The organism is Mesorhizobium sp. M0185, from assembly GCF_040322175.1.
Classification (GTDB): Bacteria; Pseudomonadota; Alphaproteobacteria; order Rhizobiales; family Rhizobiaceae; genus Mesorhizobium.
The window spans coordinates 26,090-49,300 of the sequence record NZ_JAMYSY010000018.1; the positions used below are offsets into that span (position 1 = coordinate 26,090).

Below are 23,211 nucleotides of genomic sequence, written 5' to 3' on the forward strand. Positions count from 1 at the left end.
CGCGCTCCAGAACGGTCACTCGTCGAGCCAGTATTGGCTGGAACAGCCGAACTGGCGCGAGGCGACAGATTGGCGCTTGGCGACAAATGCCATTGCGGAGAGACTCCGGAGCGAGTTGTTCGCTTTCGCACCAGGCACGATCGTGTAACCCTGATCGACCAGTTGCAATTTCAGCTCCCTAAGATGCCGTTTAAAGCCGTTCTCGATTTGGCTCCGAGGGTAGCGCCATCCGTTCCTGCACGCTCGGATGAGGACGTCGGAATACAATTCGGCACTGACGGCTCTCGTGGCATCTTCGGAAATCAGCTTGCCACCAGATTGCCTGCCTTCGGACAAGCATGGTCCAGCCGACAAAGGCAGCACCAGCATTGCGGCAAAGATAGATGACTTTGTCATGGATACCTCCTGTTACAGAATGGATCGGGGTCTGCGACCCGACGAAACCCTATCGACAGGAAAGCCTAGAATTGCTGGCGGTCGGATGGGATCGTTCAAATGCAGTGTTTTCGAGATCGCATCTGTAGTATTTTGCCGTGCCGGGTCGACCACAACTCGTAGCAGATCGGAGACCTGAAGCGATGCTTCGCGCCGTGAGCAATCCTCTGACCAGTCTGTCGGACCGGGAGCGGGTGGTCGCTGCAAAATTCGCCCAGGGGATGACCTATCGTGAAATCGGCGAGACGCTCTTCATAGCGCCGACTACCGTGCGGACCCAACTGTCGGCCATCTATCGGAAACTCGATATTCGCAACAAAGTGGCGCTTGCAAGCTTGCTTGCCGACCAACACGAGCAAGACACGGGCCAGGCACCATCCGGTGACCTTTCGGTAGAGGGCTCAGGGCCAACAGTCGTTGCGGTTCTCCCTTTCGACAATCTGAGTGCGGACGAACCATGGAACCGCCTGGCCGATGGCTTGTCGGCGGACATCATGGTCGATCTGGCTCGCTACCCCGATCTTGCGGTCATCGCCCGCCAGACCATGCTCTCGTACAAGGGACGGCGCGATGACGTGCGATCCATCGGGCGGGAACTGAATGCGGATTATCTACTTGAGGGGACCTTGCAGGCGGCAGCGCAGCAGCTGCGGATCTGCGTCCAACTCGTCGACGCGCGCACTGGAGTCGATTTGTGGACGGTCCGCTATGATCGATCAGCGGAAGATCTGTTTGCGATGCAGGACATGGTCACCGAAAACGTCGTCAATGTCCTTGCTAGCTGTTGCGGCAAGCTCGCAAAACTTCGACGTGATGTCGTCCGTCGAAAACACCCCGCCAGCCTTCGTGCCTATGACTACTATCTGCTCGGCGTCGAGCAGCACAATTTTTACACGCACGCTTCGAATGCGGAAGCGGTGCGGCTTCTGACGCGTGCCATCGAGCTGGACCCGGGCCTTGCCAGAGCCTGGACTGTCTTGGGGCTGGCGCATGCCGTCGCCGCCATCAATGCGTTTACCAATAAACCTTCCGTCGCAAAGGAGCGCTGGAAACTGTGCCTCGAACGAGCTTTGGCGCTCGACGCGGGTGATACCCATGCGCGCATATGTCTAGCCGAGCTGCGGGCCTTGCAGGGCGATCTCGATGCCACAGCAAGAGAACATGATCTTGCCTTGGCGGCCGCCCCGCACGATGCCGATACCCTCGCCTTGCTTGCCGGAGGAAAGGCATTCGTGACAGGCGACCCGCAGGAAGGATATGAATTGGCGAACCGCGCGATCCGTCTCAATCCACATGTTTCCTGGTACTATAGCATGCTGGGCCGGTCGAGCTTCGTTGTAGGTCTCCACAGGGAGTGCCTGACCGCGTTCAGCCAAGCTCCGCCGGACTCGCCTGCAACGCTGCTGTTCCAGGCCATGGCGCACGCCATGCTCGGCGAAACACCTCAGGCAATAAAAATTGCCAACCGGTTGGCGAGAGAATTTCCAGACATTTCGGCCGAAGGATTTATCGGCTCCTATCCAGTCACCAATCCTCCCGCAATTGCCGCGATCCGGGAGGGCGCCCGCCGCGCGGGGCTGGCCTAGCTTCAATTGAGATACCATTGTGGAGCCCTCGGCGCGACCCTGTTGATTGCCTGTGTGTCGTAGACGCTCTCGGCTACGCGCAGGCGCAGAATCCGCTCACCATCATTGCACCAGTGTCTGGTCAGACTGTTGATGGGACGCTCTCCTTTTCCGGGACGGCTTCCGTCAACAGCATTCCGCTAAACTGTCGTAAGCGCGTACCGGAAAGAGCAGGAAGCGCACGGCCAGGTCGATCGATTGCAGAGGGCATCGGATGCGGACCGCGTCCTCCATCTACGACCGCACAAGATTGTCAACAATCTGTAAAAGTTTTGTTGACAGATAATAGATTTGAGCCCTCACTCACAAAACTCCGCGTATCGGTCGAGTTCTGTCGCAACAATGCGCGGCCTCCAAAGGGGAAAGAACAATGATCAATAGACGTTCAATAATCACATACGCGGCGCTCAGCGCAGTCTCTGCGCTGGCAATCATGGCCGGCGGCACAATCACGGTGCACGCCGCCAACAAGGAACTCAAGATCGGCTTTGTCGGCGTGACGAGTGGCGCGGCCGCTGCGTGGGGCACATCCAACGTCCGCTCGATGCAGACGCGCGCCGCCTGGATCAACGAAACCGGCGGTGTGAAGATTGGTGACGAGACCTATGACATCAAGATCGTCACCTTCGACGATCAGAAGGACCCGAAGCGGGCGATCGCCGGCATGGAGAAGATGGCCCAGGAGGGCATCCACTATGTCGTCGGTCCGAATGTCGACGACGGCGCGGCGGCGGTGCGTCCCGTGGCAGAATCCAAGGGCATCATCTATTTTCCCTACGCATTCCCGAAGGAACTCTACACCCCGCCGGCGTCCAACGCCGTGCTCGGCATGATCGCCAACTACCAGTCAGCTCCGGCGATCTACAAATATCTCATGGAAAACAGGGGCGTGAGAAAAGTTGCCTTTGTCGCCGCCAACGAATCCGATCCGCTGAGCCAGCGGGATGGCGGTGTTGCCGCGGCAAAGGCGCTCGGGCTTGAGGTTGTGGCTGCCACGGATGTCTACCAAAACGATACCCGCGATTTCACGCCGGTACTGACGCCGATCGTGTTGCAAAAACCGGACCTGCTGGTGCTTTCGGGTGTCGCGCCCGGCAATGCGCCGCTGCTGATCCGCGCCGCGCGCGAGCTCGGCTACGAAGGTCTGATCTCCACCGAAACGGCGCAGGATGCCAAGGTGCTGGAAGAGGGCGCGGGCGAGTTGGCCAACGGCTTCATCTCAGTCGGCGGCGCATCGACGCCCGAAATCGCGTCCGACATGATGAAGGAGTTCGTCGACCGCTATACGAAAATGTTCGGCGAATACAATGACGAGTCCAACACCAAGGTCTACGCGCTCGAATACATCATCGAGACGCTGAAGGCGAACCCGGCCGCGATCGACAATGTCGAGGAGTTCAAGAAGACGATCGACACTTTCTCGGCGCCCAATCCCTATCTGAAGGGCGATGCCAAGCTGACCTATGTCGGAATGACGTCGTTTGGCCAGAAGCGCCAGCTTTCGGTCCCGATGGTGGTCACGGAATACCGCGACGGCAAGTTCGAGACGCTCTTCGTCGCTCAAGTCGATTGACGCAACTGCACTGAAGCGGATTGCCGCGGAGGCTCGTGCATTCGTCTTGAGCCTCTGAATGGCCGGGAAACCATCCTGATGGAACAAGTCATCGCCAACGGGCTCTATCTTGGCGCGCAATACGCCTTGATCGCGCTCGGTCTGACCCTGATCTTCGCGCTGATGAACGTGCTTAACTTTGCCCATGGGCAGATGTACGTTCTCGGCGGCTTCATCACCTACACCGTCTATGGCCAGCTCGGCATGCCTTTCGTCGTCGCGCTCGTTGCGTCCGGGATCACGCTGCTGGTCATTGGAGCGCTGGTCGAGAAATTCCTTTTCAGAACGGTGATCAAGCGAAGCGTGCGGGAGGAAAGTACGATGCTTCTCGCGGCGGCGGTCGCATTCTTCCTCGACGCCGTGATCCTCCTCCTGTTCGGTGAAAAGCAGCGCGGCGTGCCGAAGATCGTCAACGGCGTCTTCGTCTCCGACAGCCTCATAATGCCTTACGACCGGCTGCTGGTCGGCGCACTCGCCATACTGTTCATCGCCTCCTTCGTGCTTTTCATGCAGTACAGCAAGCCGGGACGCGCCATGCGGGCGCTGGCGCAGGACCGGGTCGCGGCGCAGCTTATGGGCGTCGAGGTCGACCGCTATTCGATGATCGGCTTTGCGCTCGGCGCCATGCTTGCCGGCATAGTCGGCGGGCTGCTGGTCGCCATCACCGGCGTCAATTCGGGCATCGGCGGGCCGATCTCGATCAAGGCGTTCTTGATGGTGATGATCGGCGGGGCCGGCGTGGTCAGCGGAGCAATCGCCGGCGGCTTCATCCTCGGCATGATGGAATCGGTCGGCCTGACGGTGCTACGCCAATATGGCGACGTCACTTATCTCGTCATCTTCGCCGCGCTGATGGTGTTCCTGAGCATCCGCCCGAACGGGCTCATGGGCAAGCCGTGGGGGTGATCGACATGAAGCGTACACGCAACATCCTCGGCGTCGCTGTCTTCCTGCTGGTCGTACTCATCGGCGTGCCCTGGCTGATCGAGGCGACCGGTCGGCTCGACCTCTACTACACGCTGACTTCGGTCGCGCTGCTCAGCATCGCCAGCGCCGGGGTGTGGGTGACTTTTTACATCGGCCGCATCAATATCGGCCAGGGCGCCTTCGCGCTTATGGGCGGCTATGTTTCGGCCATCCTTGTCGTCCAGTATGGTGTGTCGTTCTGGCTGACACTGCCGCTGGCTGGGCTGTTCTGCGCCGCTGCAAGCGTGCTGATCGGGCTGCCCATCCTCAGGCTTCGCGGCGTCTATTTCGCCATGGTCACGCTGGTTTTGACCGAAGTGGCGCGGCTGCTCGCGCTGGCGCTGCCGATCACCAACGGAGCCAAGGGCATGGTCAGCATTCCGCTCCCCGGCGGCATCTCGATCTTCGGGCTGACCATCCTTCCGGATTTCGCGACGCTCGCCAATCCGCGTCCCGCCTTCTATCTGGTGTCGGTTGCGCTGATGGTGCTGTGCTTTGCCGGGCTTTACCGCCTTGTCCATTCGCGCATCGGCAAACTCTGCCAGTCGTTGCAGCAGAACGAGGAACTGGCCTCCTCGATCGGCGTCAACATCGCCTATCTGCGCGTCATCGCCTATGCCATCTCCTCATTCCTCGGCGGTCTCGGCGGTGCGATGTTCGTCGCCATCTCGCAATCGATCTATCCGTCGAGCTTCACCGTCACCGACTCGGTGAACTTCATGCTGAACTGCTTCCTCGGCGGGCTCGGCCACGTCTTCGGGCCGATGATCGGCACCTTCGTGCTCTATTTCGGCTGGGATTTCCTGTTCGAAACCGGCGAGTTCCAGTTGCTGATCTTCTCTTCGGTGCTGATCGCGCTGATGCTGTTCCTTCCCAACGGCCTGCTCAGCCTCAGGCTGTTCGGCAAGAAGCAGGGCTAGGACCATGACTGAGCTTCTCCAGATCAAGGCAGTGACCAAACGCTTCGGCGGGCTGGTCGCGGTCAACAATGTTTCCTTCGCGGTCCGCGAACGCGAGATCCTTTCCGTCATCGGCCCCAACGGCGCCGGCAAGTCGACGCTGTTCAAGCTGATTTCCTCTTTCCTCAATCCGACCTCGGGCGAAGTGCTGTTTGGCGGACAGCGGATTTCAGGCCTGGCGCCGCATATCGTCGCCCGGAAGGGCGTCGTGCGCACGTTCCAGGAGACGACGATCTTCAAGGGCATGACGGTGCGCGACAATGTCATCATCGCGCATCACCTGCGTTCCAATGCCAGCCTTGCCGGCTTCTATCTCGGCACGAATACCGCACGGCGCGACGAGGATGACTTCGGGCGATCCGCCGACGAGATCATCGACTTCCTCGGTCTCGGCGCGCAACGGCATGAGATCGCCAGCACGCTGCCGCACGGCCATCTGCGCGCGCTCGGGATTGCCATCGGGCTCGCCACGAACCCGACCGTGCTTCTGCTCGACGAGCCCTTCGCCGGCATGAACCATGACGAAACCGTGCGCGCGGTGGAGATGGTGCGCGGCGTGCGGATGCGCGGCGTGACTGTCCTGCTGGTCGAGCACGATATGCCTGCCGTCATGAACATTTCCGACCGCATCGTCGTCCTGAACTTCGGTGTGAAAATCGCCGAGGGAACGCCGAAGGAAATCCAGGAGAACGAAAAGGTCATCGAGGCCTATCTCGGCGCCGAAGATGAGACGATCGGATTTTAGCCATGAGCGAACTGCTGAAAGTCTCCGACGTCGAACTCTACTACGACCATGTCTATGCACTGAAGGGTGTGTCGCTGAGCGTCAACGAGGGCGAGACGGTAGCGCTGATCGGCGCGAACGGCGCGGGCAAATCTTCGATCCTGCGCGCCATCACCGGCCTGAAGAAGGTCCGCAGCGGCGAGATTCATTTCCAGGGCCACCGCATCGACGGAACGCGCCCGGACGAGCTGGTCAGGATGGGCATCGCCATGGTACCTGAGGGTCGTCGCGTCTTTTCCTACATGACGGTGCGCGACAATCTGATGATGGGCGCCTTCACCCGCACCGACAAGGCCGAAATCGCAAGGACGCTGGACATGGTGCTCGGGCGCTTCCCGCGCCTGAAGGAACGCTATTCCCAGACGGCGGGTACGATGAGCGGCGGCGAACAGCAGATGCTGGTGATCGGGCGGGCGCTGATGGCCAAACCGAAGCTTCTGCTGCTCGATGAACCCTCGCTCGGCGTCGCGCCGAAGCTCGTTCAGGACATCGCCCGCTCGATCGTCGCGATCAACCGCGACGAAAAGGTCAGCGTGCTGCTGGTCGAGCAGAATTCGCGCATGGCGCTGCGCATCTCGCAGCGCGCCTACGCACTGACGACCGGAAAGATCGCGCTGGCCGGACATTCGGCTGAGCTGCTTGGCGACGACCGGGTCAAGAAACTCTATCTCGGCGGCGAAATATGAAAGCGCAAATGGACGTACTCGTCGTCAATCCCAACACCACCGCGTCCATGACCGAAAAGATCGGCGAGGCGGCGCGCCGCGCGGCTTCGGCCGGCACCAGGATCATCGCCGTCAATCCGAAGGACGGGCCGCCGAGCGTCGAAGGCTATTTCGACGAGGTCTTCGCCATCCCGGGAATGATCGGCGAGATCCAAAAACATCCGGCGGCGAGCGCCTGCGTCATCGCCTGCTTCGACGACACCGGCCTCGACGCAGTACGCTGCGTCGGCGAGATGCCGGTGGTCGGTATCGGCGAAGCGGCGTTTCACATGGCGAGCCTGATTGCCGGCAAGTTCAGCGTGGTGACGACGCTGTCGCGTTCGGTGCCGGCGATCGAGCACAATCTGGTGCGCTACGGCCTCGCCAGCCGCTGCGCCAGGGTGCGGGCCAGCGACGTTCCCGTTCTGGAGCTCGAAATGCCCGGCTCCAACGCCCGCCATCGAATTTCGGAGGAGATCGAGCGCGCCATCCGCGACGACCGGGCCGAAGCGATTGTGCTGGGATGCGCCGGCATGGCCGACCTCGCCGCCGCGCTCAGCCGTGAACATAGCCTTCCCGTGCTCGACGGCGTCGCCTGCGCAGTAAAACTCTGTGAGAGCCTCGTCGGCCTTGGCCTGTCGACCTCAAAGCGCGGCGGCTACCAGGTTCCACTCGAAAAATCCTTCGCCGGAATCTTTGCGTCCTTTTCGCCCTCCGGCCGTGTATCCTGATGCGTGCAAAATTGTTGACATTCCCACACAGGATGTTCGATGTCCGGCCGGAAACGCGGTGTTCGCGCCGCTAAGCGATCCGGCCGCCGGGACACTGAGACGATGGACCTGCTTGGGCCAAAGCCACGGGATGGCGACAAGCCGACGATGCGCTGGTTTCCGGTCTATGCCGGCCTGCGCGATGCCATCGTCAGCCACCGCCTCGCACCGGGCACAAAACTACCCGAGGACGAACTCGCCTCGATCTATTCGGTGAGCCGTGCGGTGATACGCGCGGCGCTGCAGGCGCTGTCGCATGACCGCTTGGCTCGGCTCGAGCCGAACCGCGGCGCGTTCGTCGCCCAGCCGACCAGGCAGGAAGCGCGCGAGGTGTTCGAAGCGCGGGCGCTGATCGAGCCCAAGGTCGCGGCGCTTGCCGCCGAAGTGGCAAAGCCGGTCGAGATCGCGCAACTGCGGCTTCATCTCGAAAAAGAGCACGAGGCCCTGCATGCCGGCCGCGACAGCGACGCCATCATGCTGTCGGCAAAATTCCATGTCGGCATCGCCGAAATCGCCGGCCATTCTATCCTGACCGGTTTCGTCAAAGACCTGCTGTCGCGGTCGTCGCTGATCATCGCGCTCTACTGGCGCCGCCGCGACACCACCTGCGAAAGCCACGCCCATCACGCCCTCGTCGATGCCATCGAAAAGCACGACGCACAAAACGCGTCCGACCTGATGCAAAGCCATCTCGTCGAACTTCTGTCGGGCCTTGATCTGTCGCTTGGCGAGAAGAAGCCCGAGAGCCTGTCGGACATCTTGCGCTGATCTGCGCTGTCAAACTCTTCGCCAAGCTTCGCATTGCAGATGTCGTCGCGATGCTGGACGAATATCGGATCACCCGCAACCGACACCGGCCAACGAAGCTCGCGCGTAAGTGGCCGCTCTCAAAGCTAGTAAAGCCGAAGTGCCATACTGGATCGCCCCCGATCGGGCGCTCACGGCGAAGCCAGGATGCACGTCACCTCGCAATCCTGACCTGACGCCTACCTCTGAAACGTCCCAATGCGACATTTCTACTTGCCAGCAACGCGACATTCGAACTTGGTTGCAACATGATCCCAGGTTGATTGGCGATCCTGCCCCGGTCCACCCGGTTCCGAAACGGCACCATGCGCCATCTTGGGACGTTCGCCAATGCGGCGGGGAACTTCGCGATCCGACCCTTCTCGGACCTTCCCTGAATGCAAGATCACGGGCAGGTTCTGACCCTATTCCCGACCTTGACAGCCAAGTGCAATATGCGCCAGTTGCGTCTTCGGTCGTTGCAAGCCTTGACACGATATGATTCAGCATTGTTGGGCGGCAGCCCGAGGATTGAAACCGATATTCGCCTCGCTGGAATGTCTAACGCGACTCCGTCATGATCTTCCGGCCCTGTCGAGCGACGCTGCCAAAGCCGTTGACGCCAACGCAGGTGATGAGGGCAGGCTAGACCAGTGCAGCAGATCCGCCCGGCGACTTTTCTTTTTGCGGCCCGAGCCCTGCGCGACATGGGCGATGGCTTCGTGGCCGTTCTGTTGCCGGTCTATCTCCTCGCATTAGGCTTCGCGCCTCTGCAGGTCGGCATCATTGCAACCGGATCGCTGCTCGGTTCAGCGCTCTTGACCATCGCCGTCGGACTCCTTGGTGCCCGACACGATCACCGCCAACTCCTGCTTGCCGCCGCCAGTCTGATGGTCGCCACGGGTGTGGCCTTTGCTGTGGTCCACGACTACGCGCTGCTTTTGGTGATCGCCTTCGCAGGCACCATCAACCCGTCGGCCGGCAGCGTCAGCGTGTTCGTGCCCTTAGAGCATGCCGTCCTCACACGCGAAGTCACCGACGCCGCGCGGACCAAGATGTTCGCGCGCTACAGCCTTGTGGGTGCGCTCGCAGCCGCGGTTGGCGCGCTCGCTTCGGCGACACCTGATCTTCTGGCTCCAGCCGGCCTCGATCAACTCACCGGCATCAAGGCGATGTTCGTGCTCTATGCGTTGCTGGGCCTGTTCGGCGGTCTCCTTTACGCGCAGATCCCGCAGCGCCGTCCAATGTCGGACTCCGGCAGCACGTCCGCGCTTGGCCCCTCGCGGAATATCGTTTTCAGGCTTGCGGCCCTTTTTAGCCTTGATGCCTTTGCCGGCGGCTTCCTCGTCCAGTCGCTGCTTGCCCTGTGGCTTTTCGAAAAATTCGACCTGTCGCTTTCGGAAGCGGGCTTTTTCTTCTTCTGGTCCGGCGTGCTTTCGGCGTTCTCATTCCCCGTTGCCGCCTGGCTGTCGCGGCACATCGGACTCATCAACACGATGGTGTTCACACACATTCCGTCCAGCATCGCCCTGATGCTGGCGGCGCTTGCGCCGACGCTCCCTCTGGCGCTCGCCCTGCTGCTGATCCGTGCCGCGCTTTCGCAGATGGACGTCCCGACGCGCTCATCTTACGTCATGGCGGTCGTCACGGAGGCGGAGCGGGCAGCCGCCGCGAGCTTCACATCGGTACCGCGCAGTTTGGCTGCCGCAGCCAGTCCCGCCCTGGCGGGCGCTCTGTTCGCTGCCTCGTTCCGGGCTTGGCCCCTGATCATCTGCGGTGCACTGAAGATCGCTTACGATCTGCTGCTACTGATGCAGTTCCAGAACGTCAAGCCGCCAGAGGAACGCTGATATTTGGGTTGCTTGACCGGGAGGGGGCAATCGCGAAGGCAAACGTTGGAAAGGTCGTCGATCACTTCGGCTCTGACTCCGGACTTGTCGAATGCCTAATGTGACCCGACATCCTCGACGCGATGCCTGCAGACCATCACCCGCAGCGCAGCAGACAACGAAAGTCTCCGCTGGGCTCTGCCCATCAGGCAGGCCGTGCTTTGTAAAAGCGGCACCAACCATCGGGGCTGATTTCACCCGCGACAATCTCGGATGCATTCGGCTTCAGGAAATGGGTGCACCCGGCGCAGCGGCGATCTTTGTTTGGAACATCCTAATAAAGCGCCACAGGCTTTGGGGTTGTTTCGGCGCCGCGCGCCGCAGGCTGACCTGTCATGCAGGAAGCAAGCCCACCTGCACCGGCAAATCGCTGCGCCGGTCGTCGACACCTTAAGAAATTTCCGGCGAGACAGCGCTTGGCCTGGCTCACGTTGTGCCGACCCGCAATTTATCTCACCACGATCTTCTTTAATGATCTTTCCTCCCAATCGAACCCAAGGAAGCGCCGAGTGCTGATCAGATCGATTTGAGGTACTCGATCAGATCACTCTTTTCCTGATCGGTCAGATCAAGGCCGAGATGGCCGTCATAGTGCTCCTTCTGCGCAAGACGTCGATCGGTTCCACTCCTCCTGCCAGGGGTCGATCAAGTTAAGGACCCGACGTCTCCTCCCGGCTCGAGGTCTAATTCAATAAAACCGTGCGTCGCCGTCCTGCTTCCTTGATCCCTTGCCTTCCCTTACAATCCCTTCCGGACACAGAGGAGTTCCGCCATGAGCGAAGACGCCGTCAACATGTCGATCCGCAAGTTCCTGAAGGAAGTCGGCGTCACCTCCCAGCGCAAGATCGAGGAGACGGTGCGCGAAGGGCAAATCGGCGGCAAGAAGCTGAAGGTCCGCATGACGCTGACGGCGGAAGGCACCGGCCTCAACCACGTGGTGGACGGCGAGATCGAACTTCCATAAGCCGGGCGAAGCGACCTAGCGAAACGGCCGACGCGGCCGAAACGGATCAGCGGTTGGAATGGCGTCTGGCCGGGTCGATGTAGTACCGCTCACCCCACGCTCTTGCGACTCTGAGGGAACGCGAAAGACCGACCCTAAGCGGAAGCTCGCTCGCTCCGGGTCAATTCACGGCCATGACCCTTTACGTGTTTGAGCGTGAACCGCTGGAGGCTTCATCGCCGTTGTGGACTCATCCCAGGGTGACCATCACACCTCATGTCGCGAGTTTCTGGGTGGATTCTCGCGGAGCGGCCGTTCAGGCCTCTACTACTATTGTCGGCGCGCCGGGCCTGGCATGGCCGATGATGCGAGCCGAAGGATAGCCGTCCGCGACGATCCTCTCGACGAGCGCCGCTGCGTGGTCGGTCTCGCAAGCAACCAGCAACCCGCCCGAAGTCTGTGGATCCGTGAGAAGATGGCGTCGCCACTCGGGCATGCCGGGAGGTAAGCTTACCGCGTCGCCATAGCTCGCCCAGTTGCGCCGCGATGCGCCGGTAACGTGGCCGTCGACCGCGAGCGAGGCAGCTTCGGAAAAGAGCGGCACGTCGTGGCTGCAAATTATCAGCGTGCACCCGGCACCGCGTGCCATCTCGAGACCATGTCCGAGCAAGCCAAATCCGGTCACGTCGGTGACGGCGTGGACGCTCGCGTCCTGCGCCAGCTCCGATCCGATCCGGTTGAGAAGGGTGGTGGAGGCGATCATTTCGCGATAGCCGCTCTCGGAAAGCGCCTGCTTCTTGATGGCGGCGGAGTAGATGCCGACGCCGAGCCCTTTCGTCAGGATCAAGGCGTCACCCGGCCTGGTGTCAGAATTGCGTCGGATATCTCCGGGTCGGCATGTGCCGATGACTGCGAGGCCATAAATCGGCTCCGGCGAGTCGATCGAGTGGCCACCTGCAACCGGGATTCCGGCGTCGGCGCAGACAGCTTCGCCACCTTTCAGGATTTCGCGGACCATGAGCGTCGGGATCTTGTCGAGAGGCATCCCGAGGATCGCCAGCGCCATGATCGGCCGGCCACCCATCGCATAGATATCGGACAGGGCGTTGGTTGCGGCAATCCGGCCGAAATCGTACGGGTCATCTACCATAGGCATGAAGAAGTCGGTGGTCGCGATGACGCAAGTCGCGCCGTCGAGTTGCCAGACTGCTGCATCGTCGCCGGTCTCCGTGCCGACGAGAAGCTGATGATAGGGACTGGCAGCCGCCGGATTAGCGAGAAGCTGCTGCAGCACTGACGGTGCCAGCTTACAGCCGCAACCGCCGCCATGGGCGAGGCTGGTCAGGCGCACAACGGGCGCATCGGTTATTTCGGGCGAGAGGGCGATTGCCATAGTCGTCGAGCCTCCTCTGCTGGCACGCTTTAGTAGGGATCAAGGTCAACCGGAATGGAAAATACGATCGCGCCAACGCACGGCGCGTTTGGAGCACGCTTGCTCTCAGCGGATTTCATTAAGTTAGGAAAGGCAAGCACCGTATCCGGCGTGCGAGGCATCGCCGTCATTGGGTATCGATCGAAAGGCGCCCCGACCCGCGGGAGCTGTTTCATCGCCACGCTTTACAGTATGGTAATGCGTTCGTTTTCGTCAATCGCAGTCGCGGTCACGAAAAGATGACAAGAATATTCAACAATAATACACAAAGCCGATTTGCGGGCACAAGCCTGTTGCAGGAAGGCGGTTCGGAGGGGCACTTTTGCTGCACCGTACGCACCTCGTTCTTTGGCATTGATTTTATGTGGTCCGAGACTAGTTAGTCGGATTGAACCGTTGGTTCGAGTTGCCTTGTGGGGCATCGGCTTCGGGAGGAACCCATGAACATCGATCTTTCTCGACGCGCGTTCCTGCAAACAGCAGGCGCGGGTCTCGCTGGTACTACGCTTGGAGCCCTCGGCTTCGGCGATAGCGAGGCCGCACACGCGGCGGCTATACGGCCCTTCAAGCTCGCGAACACCACCGAAACACGCAACACCTGTCCATACTGCTCGGTGGCTTGCGGCATAATCTTGTATTCGAAGGGCGATCTCAGAAAGGGCGAGCCGGCCGAGACCACCCATATCGAGGGTGACACTGATCATCCGACCAATCGCGGCACCTTGTGCCCCAAAGGGTCGGCCCTGCTCGGATTTGTCAAGTCGCCGACCCGTCTGCAACATCCGATGATCCGCAAACCGGGCTCGGACAAGTTCGAGCCGATAAGCTGGGAAGACGCACTCGGCCGCATCGCCCGCCTGATGAAGGACGATCGCGACAAGAACTTCGTCGCGACGAACAATGACGGCGTGACGGTCAACCGGTGGATCACCACCGGCTTCCTCGCCGCCTCGGCTTCGACCAATGAAACCGCGTTCGCGACCTACAAGGTGGTCCGCAGCGCGGGCATGCTGGTGTTCGACAACCAGGCACGTGTCTGACACGGCCCGACGGTGGCGAGTCTCGCCCCAACATTCGGCCGCGGCGCAATGACCAATTCCTGGACCGACATCAAGAACACGGATCTCGTCGTCATCATGGGCGGCAATGCCGCGGAAGCGCATCCTTGCGGCTTCAAATGGGTCACAGAGGCGAAGGCCAACCGCGGCGCCAAGCTCATCGTCATCGACCCGCGCTTTACGCGCTCGGCTTCGGTGTCGGATCTTTACGCGCCGATCCGCCAGGGAACGGACATCGCCTTGCTGCTCGGGCTGATCAACTACTGCATCCAGAACGATAAGGTGCAATGGGACTATCTGAAGACCTTCACCAACGCGACGTATGTCGTCAAGGAGGGCTTCACCTATCAGGACGGCCTCTTCTCCGGCTATAACGAGGCGAAGCGAGACTATGACAAGTCCAGTTGGGACTATGACATAGGCACGGACGGCTTTGCCGTTGTCGACGCGACATTGGCCAATCCCCGCTGCGTCTGGAATCTGCTCAAGAAGCATGTAGCGGTCTACACGCCGGAGATGGTCGAGCGCATCTGCGGCACACCGAAGGACCGGTTCCTGAAGGTGGCCGCGATGGTCGCCGAGACATCGTCTCCGACCAAGGCGATGACCTCGATGTACGCGCTCGGCTGGACCCAGCACTCGAAAGGCTCGCAGAACATCCGCGCCATGGCGATGCTGCAGCTTGTTCTCGGCAATATCGGTATACGCGGCGGCGGCATGAACGCGCTTCGCGGTCACTCCAACATCCAGGGGCTGACCGACCTCGGGCTGATGTCGAACCTGCTGCCTGGTTATCTGACGCTGCCGACCGAGAAGGAGGTCGATCTGGCAGCCTACATGTCGACCCGAGGCTTCAAGCCGCTCCGGCCGAACCAGATGAGCTACTGGCAGAACTACAGGAAGTTCTTCGTAAGCTTCCAGAAGTCAATGTGGGGCAACGCGGCAACGCCGGAGAACGCCTTCGCCTACGACTACCTGCCGAAGCTCGACCTGCCGGGCTACGATCTGCTGCGGGCTTTCGAGCTGATGCACCAGGGCAAGATGAACGGCTATTTCTGCCAGGGCTTCAACCCGCTACAGGCAGCTCCGAACAAGAAGAAGGTGATCGAGTCCCTCTCGAAGCTCAAATACCTCGTCATCATGGATCCGTTGGACACGGAGACGGGCCGGTTCTGGGAGAACCACGGGCCGTACAACGATGTCGATCCGTCGCAGATTCAGACGGAAGTCTACCAGCTTCCCTCCACCTGCTTCGCCGAGGACGACGGCTCGCTGGTCAATTCGGGGCGCTGGCTGCAGTGGCATTGGGCCGGTGGCACGCCCCCCGGCGAGGCCAAACGCGATACCTGGATCATGGCGCAGCTCTATCTGCGCCTGAAGGGGCTCTACACCAAGGAAGGCGGCGCCTTCGCCGAGCCGATCGTCAAGCTCAACTGGCCTTATGCCGATCCCGGCGATCCGAAGGCCGAGGAGCTTGCCCAGGAGATCAATGGTAGGGCGCTCGCCAGAGTAACCGACACGGCCGACCCGACAAAGGTGCTGGCCGAGGCCGGAAAGCTCTTGCCGGGCTTCGCCGCGCTGCGCGACGACGGTTCCACCTCCTGCGGCTGCTGGATCTATTCCGGCTGCTTCAACGAAAACGGCAACAACATGGCCAGGCGGGACACCACCGATCCTGACGAAACCGGCGCCTATTCCAAATGGGCGTTCTCATGGCCTGCCAACCGCCGCATTCTCTACAACAGGGCGTCGGCTGACCTCACCGGAAAGCCTTGGGATCCAAGCCGCAAGGTGATTGAATGGGACGGCACGAAATGGTCGGGCTACGATGTCCCCGACATCTTGCCAACGGCAAAGCCCGATCAAGTAGGCCCGTTCATCATGAATCCGGAAGGCGTCTCGCGCCTCTTTACCCGGGGCATGATGCGCGACGGACCATTCCCGGCGCATTACGAGCCATTCGAGTCGCCCATCGCGAACCCGATAGCTCCCAAAGTCCGCGGCAACCCCGCAGCGCGGGTGTTCGAAGGCGATATGGCCCAGTTCGCCGAATCGGCTTCGCAGGAGTTCCCCTACGCGGCGACCTCCTACCGACTGACCGAGCATTTCCACTTCTGGACCAAGCACGTCATCACCAATGCGGTGATGCAGCCGGAGTTTTTCGTGGAAATTTCGGAACAGCTTGCGGCCGAGAAGGGCATCACCAAAGGCGGCTGGGTGCGCGTCTGGTCGAAGCGCGGTTCAGTTGTGGCGAAGGCCATGGTGACCAAGCGGATCAGGCCGCTCACCTGCGATGGCAAGACCGTCCACATCGTCGGAATACCATTGCACTGGGGCTTCACGGGAGCGGCGAAGAAAGGCTTTGGGCCGAACATGCTCACCCCCTTTGTCGGTGACGCCAACATCGAGACGCCGGAATACAAGGCGTTCCTTGTCAACATCGAGCCCATCGCCGGGCCGGTAGCGTAGGAGGAGTAAGCGATGTTTCCTCCACTTCCAAATCCTTCGACGACGGATACCGCACCGCGTTTTTCCGACAAGGACCTCATCCGCCGCTCTGCCTCGACGGTTCCCGCGCCCGAGCAGCAATTGACGGAAGTCGCCAAGCTCATCGATGTTTCGAAATGCATCGGCTGCAAGGCGTGCCAGACGGCCTGCATCGAGTGGAACGACACGCATCCGGAGATCGGCTTCAATGCCGGCGTCTATGAGAATCCTGCCGATCTGACGCCGGACATGTTCACGCTGATGCGCTACAGCGAATGGGACAATCCCGAGACGAACGAACTCGAATGGCTGATCCGCAAGGATGGCTGCATGCACTGCGCTGACCCGGGCTGCCTCAAGGCTTGTCCGGCACCAGGCGCCATAGTGCAGTATTCGAACGGCATCGTCGATTTCGTCCATGAGAACTGCATCGGCTGCGGCTATTGCATCAAGGGTTGCCCGTTCAACATTCCGCGCATCTCCAAAGTCGATCACACGGCCTACAAATGCACGCTCTGCTCCGACCGCGTGGCTGTCGGCCAGGGACCAGCCTGCGCCAAGGCCTGCCCGACCCAGGCGATCGTGTTCGGCACGAAAGACGAGATGAAACAGCACGCCGACGGCCGCATCAAGGACCTGAAATCGCGCGGCTATTCGAATGCCGGCCTCTACGATCCGCCCGGCGTCGGAGGGACGCATGTGATGTATGTGCTGCACCATGCCGACCAGCCGGAACTCTATTCGGGTCTGCCGAAGGAGCCGAAGATCAGTCCGCTCGTGGAGGCGTGGAAGGGCGTGACCAAATATGCCGGCCTCACCATTCTCGGCGTGGCGGCCGGCGTCGGCCTGCTTCACCATCTGGTCATGGGACCGAACAGGGTCTCCGAGACGGATGAGGAGCATGCCGAAGATCTGACGGAAGGCGACAACGATGGCCGCGTATGACGTGAAGCCGAACGAGCAGGTACATCCCGGCAAGCCAGTCATCGTGGACCGCTACACGGTGAGCGCACGGATCAACCATTGGATCACGGCGGCCAGCCTGATCCTGCTCGCCTTGTCCGGCCTTGCCATGTTTCACCCGAGCCTGTTCTTCCTGTCGGGGCTGTTTGGCGGCGGCCAGTTCACGCGCTTCATTCACCCATGGATCGGCGTCTTGCTCTTCTTCAGCTTCCTTGGGCTTTTTCTTCGGTTCTGGAAGGCCAATTTGTGGAAGCCCGAGGACGGAACGTGGCTCGCACGTTTCCGTGACGTATTGTCCAATCACGAGGACAACGTCCCCGAAGTCGGCAAGTACAATGCCGGCCAGAAGCTCGTCTTCTGGTCAATGTCGATCCTCATCATCATCCTGATTTCGAGCGGCATCGTCATCTGGCAACAATATTTCGCCGCTTACACCACGATCGGTCAGCAGCGGGTGGCGCTGCTTGTTCATTCGATCGCTGCCGTGGCGATCATCGGCGTCTGGATTATCCATTTCTATTCGGCCATCTGGGTACGCGGCACCATTCCCGCCATGACGCGCGGACGGGTGACCGGCGGCTGGGCTTGGCGGCATCATCGCAAATGGCTGCGTGAACTGATCGCAGGCAAACCGGACGGACGTTCGGGATCGAATCCCGCCGAATGAGCGGGTATTTGTTTTTACGCAATTCCGGACGGAAAACCGTTATACACTTTTCGTGGAATTGCTCTGGAGCAGTATCAAGCCGACCACGTGGCCCGTGAGGTTCGTGAGGTTGAAATGCCAAGGCAACAAGATCCGTCACGCCCTGACCCGACTCTAATCGGCGAGGTCTCGGCCCCACCCTTTGCGCGCCTGCCTGATCCGCAGACCTTGTTCATTCGCCGCTCCGAGCGATTGAATGTGTTGGCGGATGACCACCAGCTCGGCCCCTATCTCCGCTTCCTCGCTGCACTGACGGATGCGCAGCACCGCATCCAGGACGGCTTGCCGGATGTCAAATTGCCGACCGCGGAGGCGCGCGAGCGCGCACGAACCTTCGGTATGCCGCCGCTCGATCGCAACCAATTCACTTCGGATGCCGCCCTTGGAATGACGCTCGGCCGCCTGATCGAAGTGGCAGCCACGATCGAAAAACCCAAGGCGGCCGCAGCCGCCTTGGACAGGCTGGCGAATATCGATGCGTCCGGGGTCGACTCCATGGTGCGCAATGTGCTCACCGATGCGATCCCAATGAACGCGCTTGCCGAGCATGTCTATGTCGCGGCCGCGCTGCAGGTTCACTTTGCCCGCCTCGCGGCATGTCTCGACAGCTCGAAGCTGGTTCCGGTTGCCGACGGCGCCTGTCCGGCCTGCGGTGGGCCGCCCGTATCCTCGATCATCGTCGGTTGGCACGGCGCACACGGGGCGCGGTTCTGCGTCTGCGCGCTGTGTGGAACATTGTGGAACCACGTCCGTATCAAATGTACGCTGTGCGGCTCGACCAAGGGGATAGGCTATCAGGAAATCGAGGGAGGTCCTGGCACGGTCAAGGCCGAGACCTGCGATGCATGCGGCTGCTATGTAAAGATCCTGTACCAGCACAGGGATCCGGCTCTCGATCCGGTTGCCGACGACGTGGCGACGCTCGGCCTCGACCTGCTCGTCCGCGAGGGTGGCCATCGCCGCGGATCGTTCAATCCGTTCCTTGTTGGCTATTGAGGATACGATGACCGCTTCATCCGCAAACCCTTTGCGCAATCTTCCGTCGGTCGACCAAGTGCTGAGGACCCCGCTGGCGGCGGCCGCAATCGAGCGCTTCGGACGGCAGGCCGCGACGGAGGCCATTCGCCGAGCCGTCGCCGATGCGCGAATGGCCTCCCGCAATGCCGGAGCCGTCGTGCCGGAGGCAAACGATCTTGCCGGCGACGCGCTCGTGCAGCTCAGGGACGGCGAACGCTCTTCCCTGCGCCCCGTTTTCAACCTGACCGGAACGGTGCTGCATACCAATCTCGGACGAGCCCTCCTCGCGAAAGAGGCGGTCGAGGCTGTTCGGCTGGCAATGCGCGAAGCCGTGGCTCTCGAATTCGATGTCGAGAAAGGCGAGCGCGGCGAACGGGACGATCATCTTCGATCGCTCGTTTGCGAGCTGACCGGAGCCGAGGATGCAACCGTCGTCAACAACAACGCGGCTGCCGTCCTTCTCGTCCTCAACACGCTGGCGCTCGGTCGCGAAGCGATCGTTTCGCGAGGCGAGTTGATCGAGATCGGCGGCTCTTTCCGGATGCCCGAGATCATGACGCGCGCCGGCGCCAGGCTTGTCGAGGTCGGCACCACCAACCGCACGCATCGCAAAGACTATGTCGCGGCGATCGGCCCGGAGACCGGGCTCATCCTCAAGGTGCACACATCGAACTACCGGGTCGAAGGATTCACGGCCGAGATCCGGGCACCCGAGCTCGCTTCAATCGCCAAGGCGCATGGGGTACCGCTGGTCCATGATCTCGGTTCGGGCACGCTGGTCGATCTAGCCCGCTACGGCCTTGGGCGCGAGCCGACCGTGCGCGAGGCGGTCGCCGACGGCGCCAATCTCGTCACATTCTCCGGCGACAAGCTGCTTGGCGGTCCGCAGGCGGGTTTCATCGTCGGCCGCAGGGACCTGCTCGCAGCGATCAGCCGCAACCCGATGAAGCGGGCGCTCAGGGTCGACAAGCTTCGTCTGGCCGCGCTCGAGGCGACGTTGAAGCTCTACCGCGACCCCGACCACCTGGCCGAGCGCCTGCCGACGCTAAGGCTGCTCTCGCGCTCGGTGAGGGAGATTGCAGCGCAGGCAAAGCGCCTTGCTCCCCTGGTTGCTGACGCCGTGGGCGACGCCTTTGCGGTCGACACGGTGGAGTGCCGGAGCCAAGTCGGATCCGGCGCGCTGCCGCTCGAAACTGTGCCAAGCGCCGGGCTTGCTCTCAAGCCGCGCTCAGGGAGCGGCCGGTCGCTCGAAGCGCTTGCGGCTGCGCTGCGTGGGCTGGGCGTCCCCGTGATCGGGCGCATCGAAAACCAGGCGCTCGTGCTCGATTTCCGCTGCCTGGAAGACGAGGCGAACTTCGTCGCCAATCTAGCCGGCTTAAATCCGGGAGGAACCGATGCGCTGGCTTGACCGCCTTGCGCGCCGCCCAGCCGAGACGCCTGTGGCCGCACGCATGACCGAGGCCCTCGAAGCCGCGCGGCGAGGCGATCATGCCGTGGCTCTCTCCATATGGGAGCCGCTGGCTCACCGGGGCGTTGCCCGCGCTCAGAACAATATCGGCGCCTGCTTCGCCGAAGGGCTCGGCGTCGAGCGTGATGCGGATATGGCCTTTCGCTGGCTGGCGCTCGCCGCCGAGGCAGGGGATCCTGTCGGGCAAAGGAACTTGGCGTCGCTCTATTTCCGCGGCGAAGGCGTCGAGCAGGACTTTCGCCGGGCGGCCGAGCTCTATCGGGCCGCAGCGGAAACTGGCGACGGACCGGCGCAGGATATGCTGAGCTGGATGCTGCTGGAGGGCGAAGTGATGGCTCCCGATGCCGGCGAGGCGCGACGCTGGGCGCTTGCCGCGGCCGATCAGGGCATCGCATCCGCTATGACCCGGATCGGCATGCTTTATCACAATGCGCTCGGCGTGCCGCGCGATCCGGACGAGGCTGTCCGCTGGTGGCGCCGTGCTGCCATGCGAGGAGACGCCGAAGGGCAGGCAATGCTCGGCGCCGCCTGCCATCTTGGTACGGGCGTGCCGGCTGACGCGGTCGAGGCGCTGGTTTGGCTCCTGCGTGCCGAGGCAGGCGGCAGCGCCCTTGCCCGCCGCTATCTGGCTGCGGTGCGGGCCGAATTGAGCGCGGGCGATGCCGCCGAGGCCGAGCGTCGCGCCGCCGCGCCGTTGCCGGAGACCGCATCATGATCGTCGGCACGGCGGGACATGTCGATCATGGCAAAACTGCGCTGGTGCATGCGCTGACCGGTATAAACACCGATCGTTTGCAGGAGGAAAAGACACGCGGCATGACCATCGATCTCGGCTTCGCCTATTTGCCGGTGCTGGGTGGGGATAGCATCGGTTTCGTCGATGTTCCCGGCCACGAGCGTTTCGTACACACGATGCTCGCCGGCGCCAGCGGCATCGACTTCGTGTTGCTCGTGGTGGCCGCCGACGACGGCGTCATGCCGCAAACCCGGGAGCATCTCGCCATCGTCGACCTGCTCGGTGTCAAGCGCGGCGCCGTCCTGCTCACGAAATGCGATCTGGCCGGTCCCGAGCGCCGCACCGCGGTGGCGAGCGATATCCGCTCGGTGCTTGCCGGGACGATGCTTGCCGAGGCCCCCCTGATTCCCGTCTCGGTCGTTACAGGCGAAGGTATCGATGAACTCAGGTATCTCTTGGTCGAGGAGGCGTCGCATCTTGCCCGGCGTGCAGTTTCGGGCCGTTTTCGATTAGCGGTGGACCGCTCTTTCACGCTGCGCGGCGTGGGCACCGTCGTGACGGGCACCGTGCTTTCGGGTTCTCTCGGTATTGGGGACAACGTGGTCGTAAGCCCGTCGGGATTGCTTGCGCGGGTTCGATCGATCCACGCCCAGAACCGGCCGACTGAACGTGGTCGGTCGGGAGACCGTTGCGCGCTCAATCTGACCGGCGAAAGGGTTTTCAAGGAGGCGATCCGGCGCGGCGACGTAATTGTCGATCCGAAGCTTCACGCGCCGTCGGACCGGATCGATGCAAGCCTTCGCGTTCTGCCGGGTGAACGCAAGCCGATCGGCCAATGGTTTCCGGTGCGGCTCCACCATGCCGCGACGGAGGTGGGGGCACGCATTGTACTCCTCGGAGACGAACCGATCGGGCCTGGCGGCACGGCCAATGTTCAATTGGTGCTGGACAGTCCGATCGCGGCCACTGCCGGAGACGTTTACGTGGTGCGCGACACCTCCGCGCAGCGAACCATCGGCGGCGGACATTTTCTCGATCTGCGGGCGCCCAGCCGCAAACGCCGCGCGCCGGAACGGCTGGTCCAACTCGATGCCCATGCGCTATTGGCGCCCGAACTGGCCGCCGCCGCACTCCTTGATGCGCCGCCCCACTATTTCGACCTGAAGGCTTTCGCGCGCGACAGGGCGCTCAGTGACTGCGAGACGGAAGGCCTGATCGATCAACTCGGGCTTGTCCGTTTTGCCGTCGGAGAAATGCTTCTCGTGCTGTCGCCAGAGCGCTGGTTGCGATTCAAGCGCGACTTGGCCGCGACCCTGGAGAACTTCCATGCCGACAATCCGGATTTGCCGGGCGTAGGAATGGAGAGACTGCGTATTGGGCTTGATCCACGTCTGCCGGCCCCCTCTTTCATAGCAGTTCTGCGGAGCCTTTCGCACGCTGGAGAAGTTGCCTTGGACGGCGCCTGGGTGCGGCTGCCCGGTCATGAGGCGCACCTGACGGCAAAGGATGAAACTCTCTGGCTGCAGATCCAGCCTCTCATCGGCGGACCCGAACGATTCCATCCGCCGAGAGTGTGGGATATTGCCGAGGTGCTGGCCGCGCCGGAGACGGAAATCCGGCGGCTTCTGAAGCTTGCCGGCCGCATAGGGAAGGTCCACGAGGTCGCTCATGATCACTTCTTCCAGCGCCAGGCGTTGGCGCAGATCGTCGAGATCGCGCGCGACCTCGCTGCGTCGATGCCCACAGGCGAGTTCACCGCTGCTCAATTTCGCGATCGCGTGGGCAGCGGACGCAAGGTCGCCATCCATATTCTCGAATTTCTCGATCGGCACGGCGTGACGCTGCGGCGGGGAGACTTGCGCCGTCTGAAC

Annotated in this window: 18 protein-coding genes and 2 pseudogenes; 18 read left to right on the forward strand and 2 right to left on the reverse strand. The window is 61.8% G+C overall.

Annotated elements, in window-relative coordinates:
• Positions 1–15: 15 nt before the first annotated feature.
• The gene (locus NKJ20_RS16300) at positions 16–168 is read right to left on the reverse strand and encodes a hypothetical protein (protein ID WP_352745301.1); all 153 of its coding nucleotides are present in this window, start codon (positions 166–168) and stop codon (positions 16–18) included.
• A gap of 410 nt (positions 169–578) precedes the next feature.
• Here NKJ20_RS16300 and NKJ20_RS16305 point away from each other — a divergent pair, with 410 nt between their 5' ends.
• From NKJ20_RS16305 to NKJ20_RS16355, 11 genes and pseudogenes are all read left to right on the forward strand, one after another.
• Complete coding sequence (locus NKJ20_RS16305) at positions 579–2,021, forward strand: LuxR C-terminal-related transcriptional regulator (protein ID WP_352745304.1); 1,443 nt, start codon at positions 579–581, stop codon at positions 2,019–2,021.
• A 409-nt stretch (positions 2,022–2,430) separates the two neighbouring features.
• Positions 2,431–3,633, forward strand: a complete 1,203-nt coding sequence (locus NKJ20_RS16310) for an ABC transporter substrate-binding protein (RefSeq protein WP_352745306.1) — start codon at positions 2,431–2,433, stop codon at positions 3,631–3,633.
• A 78-nt stretch (positions 3,634–3,711) separates the two neighbouring features.
• Positions 3,712–4,578 (forward strand): branched-chain amino acid ABC transporter permease, encoded by an 867-nt coding sequence (locus NKJ20_RS16315; RefSeq protein ID WP_352452194.1) that lies wholly within the window; start codon positions 3,712–3,714, stop codon positions 4,576–4,578.
• 5 nt (positions 4,579–4,583) lie between these two features.
• On the forward strand, positions 4,584–5,558 hold the full coding sequence (locus NKJ20_RS16320) for a branched-chain amino acid ABC transporter permease (protein ID WP_352452195.1): 975 nt from the start codon (positions 4,584–4,586) through the stop codon (positions 5,556–5,558).
• A 4-nt stretch (positions 5,559–5,562) separates the two neighbouring features.
• Positions 5,563–6,342, forward strand: coding sequence for an ABC transporter ATP-binding protein (locus NKJ20_RS16325; RefSeq protein WP_352745310.1), 780 nt, complete (start codon positions 5,563–5,565; stop codon positions 6,340–6,342).
• Between the two features lie 2 nt (positions 6,343–6,344).
• Entirely contained in the window at positions 6,345–7,067 is a 723-nt protein-coding gene (locus tag NKJ20_RS16330; protein ID WP_352503769.1) for an ABC transporter ATP-binding protein, read from the forward strand.
• Positions 7,068–7,075: 8 nt separating this feature from the next.
• The gene (locus tag NKJ20_RS16335; RefSeq protein WP_352745313.1) at positions 7,076–7,816 is read left to right on the forward strand and encodes an aspartate/glutamate racemase family protein; all 741 of its coding nucleotides are present in this window, start codon (positions 7,076–7,078) and stop codon (positions 7,814–7,816) included.
• Between the two features lie 102 nt (positions 7,817–7,918).
• The gene (locus tag NKJ20_RS16340) at positions 7,919–8,623 is read left to right on the forward strand and encodes a GntR family transcriptional regulator (protein WP_352745316.1); all 705 of its coding nucleotides are present in this window, start codon (positions 7,919–7,921) and stop codon (positions 8,621–8,623) included.
• Between the two features lie 725 nt (positions 8,624–9,348).
• Complete coding sequence (locus tag NKJ20_RS16345) at positions 9,349–10,491, forward strand: MFS transporter (protein ID WP_352745465.1); 1,143 nt, start codon at positions 9,349–9,351, stop codon at positions 10,489–10,491.
• A gap of 811 nt (positions 10,492–11,302) precedes the next feature.
• Positions 11,303–11,494, forward strand: a complete 192-nt coding sequence (locus tag NKJ20_RS16350) for a DUF6494 family protein (protein WP_023679340.1) — start codon at positions 11,303–11,305, stop codon at positions 11,492–11,494.
• Positions 11,495–11,604: 110 nt separating this feature from the next.
• Positions 11,605–11,760 (forward strand): annotated as a pseudogene (locus tag NKJ20_RS16355) (NAD(P)-dependent oxidoreductase); the annotation flags it as partial.
• A 29-nt stretch (positions 11,761–11,789) separates the two neighbouring features.
• On the opposite strand, the gene selD reads toward NKJ20_RS16355, so the two are convergent.
• Positions 11,790–12,866 carry a selenide, water dikinase SelD gene (selD, locus tag NKJ20_RS16360; protein WP_352745317.1) on the reverse strand — a complete coding sequence of 359 codons (1,077 nt, stop codon included), beginning with the start codon at positions 12,864–12,866 and terminating at the stop codon, positions 11,790–11,792.
• 479 nt (positions 12,867–13,345) lie between these two features.
• Here selD and fdnG point away from each other — a divergent pair, with 479 nt between their 5' ends.
• From fdnG to selB, 7 genes and pseudogenes are all read left to right on the forward strand, one after another.
• Positions 13,346–16,432 carry a formate dehydrogenase-N subunit alpha gene (gene fdnG, locus NKJ20_RS16365; protein WP_352745319.1) on the forward strand — a complete coding sequence of 1,029 codons (3,087 nt, stop codon included), beginning with the start codon at positions 13,346–13,348 and terminating at the stop codon, positions 16,430–16,432.
• A gap of 12 nt (positions 16,433–16,444) precedes the next feature.
• Positions 16,445–17,395, forward strand: a complete 951-nt coding sequence (fdxH, locus tag NKJ20_RS16370) for a formate dehydrogenase subunit beta (RefSeq protein WP_352745322.1) — start codon at positions 16,445–16,447, stop codon at positions 17,393–17,395.
• Entirely contained in the window at positions 17,382–18,080 is a 699-nt protein-coding gene (locus NKJ20_RS16375) for a formate dehydrogenase subunit gamma (RefSeq protein ID WP_352745325.1), read from the forward strand. Before fdxH ends, NKJ20_RS16375 begins: the two co-directional genes overlap by 14 nt.
• Before the next feature lie 114 nt (positions 18,081–18,194).
• Positions 18,195–19,115: a formate dehydrogenase accessory protein FdhE gene (gene fdhE, locus NKJ20_RS16380; protein WP_352745328.1), complete on the forward strand. Its 921-nt coding sequence runs from the start codon at positions 18,195–18,197 to the stop codon at positions 19,113–19,115.
• A gap of 7 nt (positions 19,116–19,122) precedes the next feature.
• Positions 19,123–20,544 carry an L-seryl-tRNA(Sec) selenium transferase gene (gene selA, locus NKJ20_RS16385; protein WP_352745331.1) on the forward strand — a complete coding sequence of 474 codons (1,422 nt, stop codon included), beginning with the start codon at positions 19,123–19,125 and terminating at the stop codon, positions 20,542–20,544.
• Positions 20,531–21,319 (forward strand): tetratricopeptide repeat protein, encoded by a 789-nt coding sequence (locus tag NKJ20_RS16390; protein WP_352745333.1) that lies wholly within the window; start codon positions 20,531–20,533, stop codon positions 21,317–21,319. The genes selA and NKJ20_RS16390 overlap by 14 nt, the downstream gene beginning before the upstream one ends.
• Positions 21,316–23,151 (forward strand): annotated as a pseudogene (gene selB / locus NKJ20_RS16395) (selenocysteine-specific translation elongation factor); the annotation flags it as partial. The gene NKJ20_RS16390 and the pseudogene selB, both read left to right, overlap by 4 nt.
• Positions 23,152–23,211 lie beyond the last annotated feature (60 nt).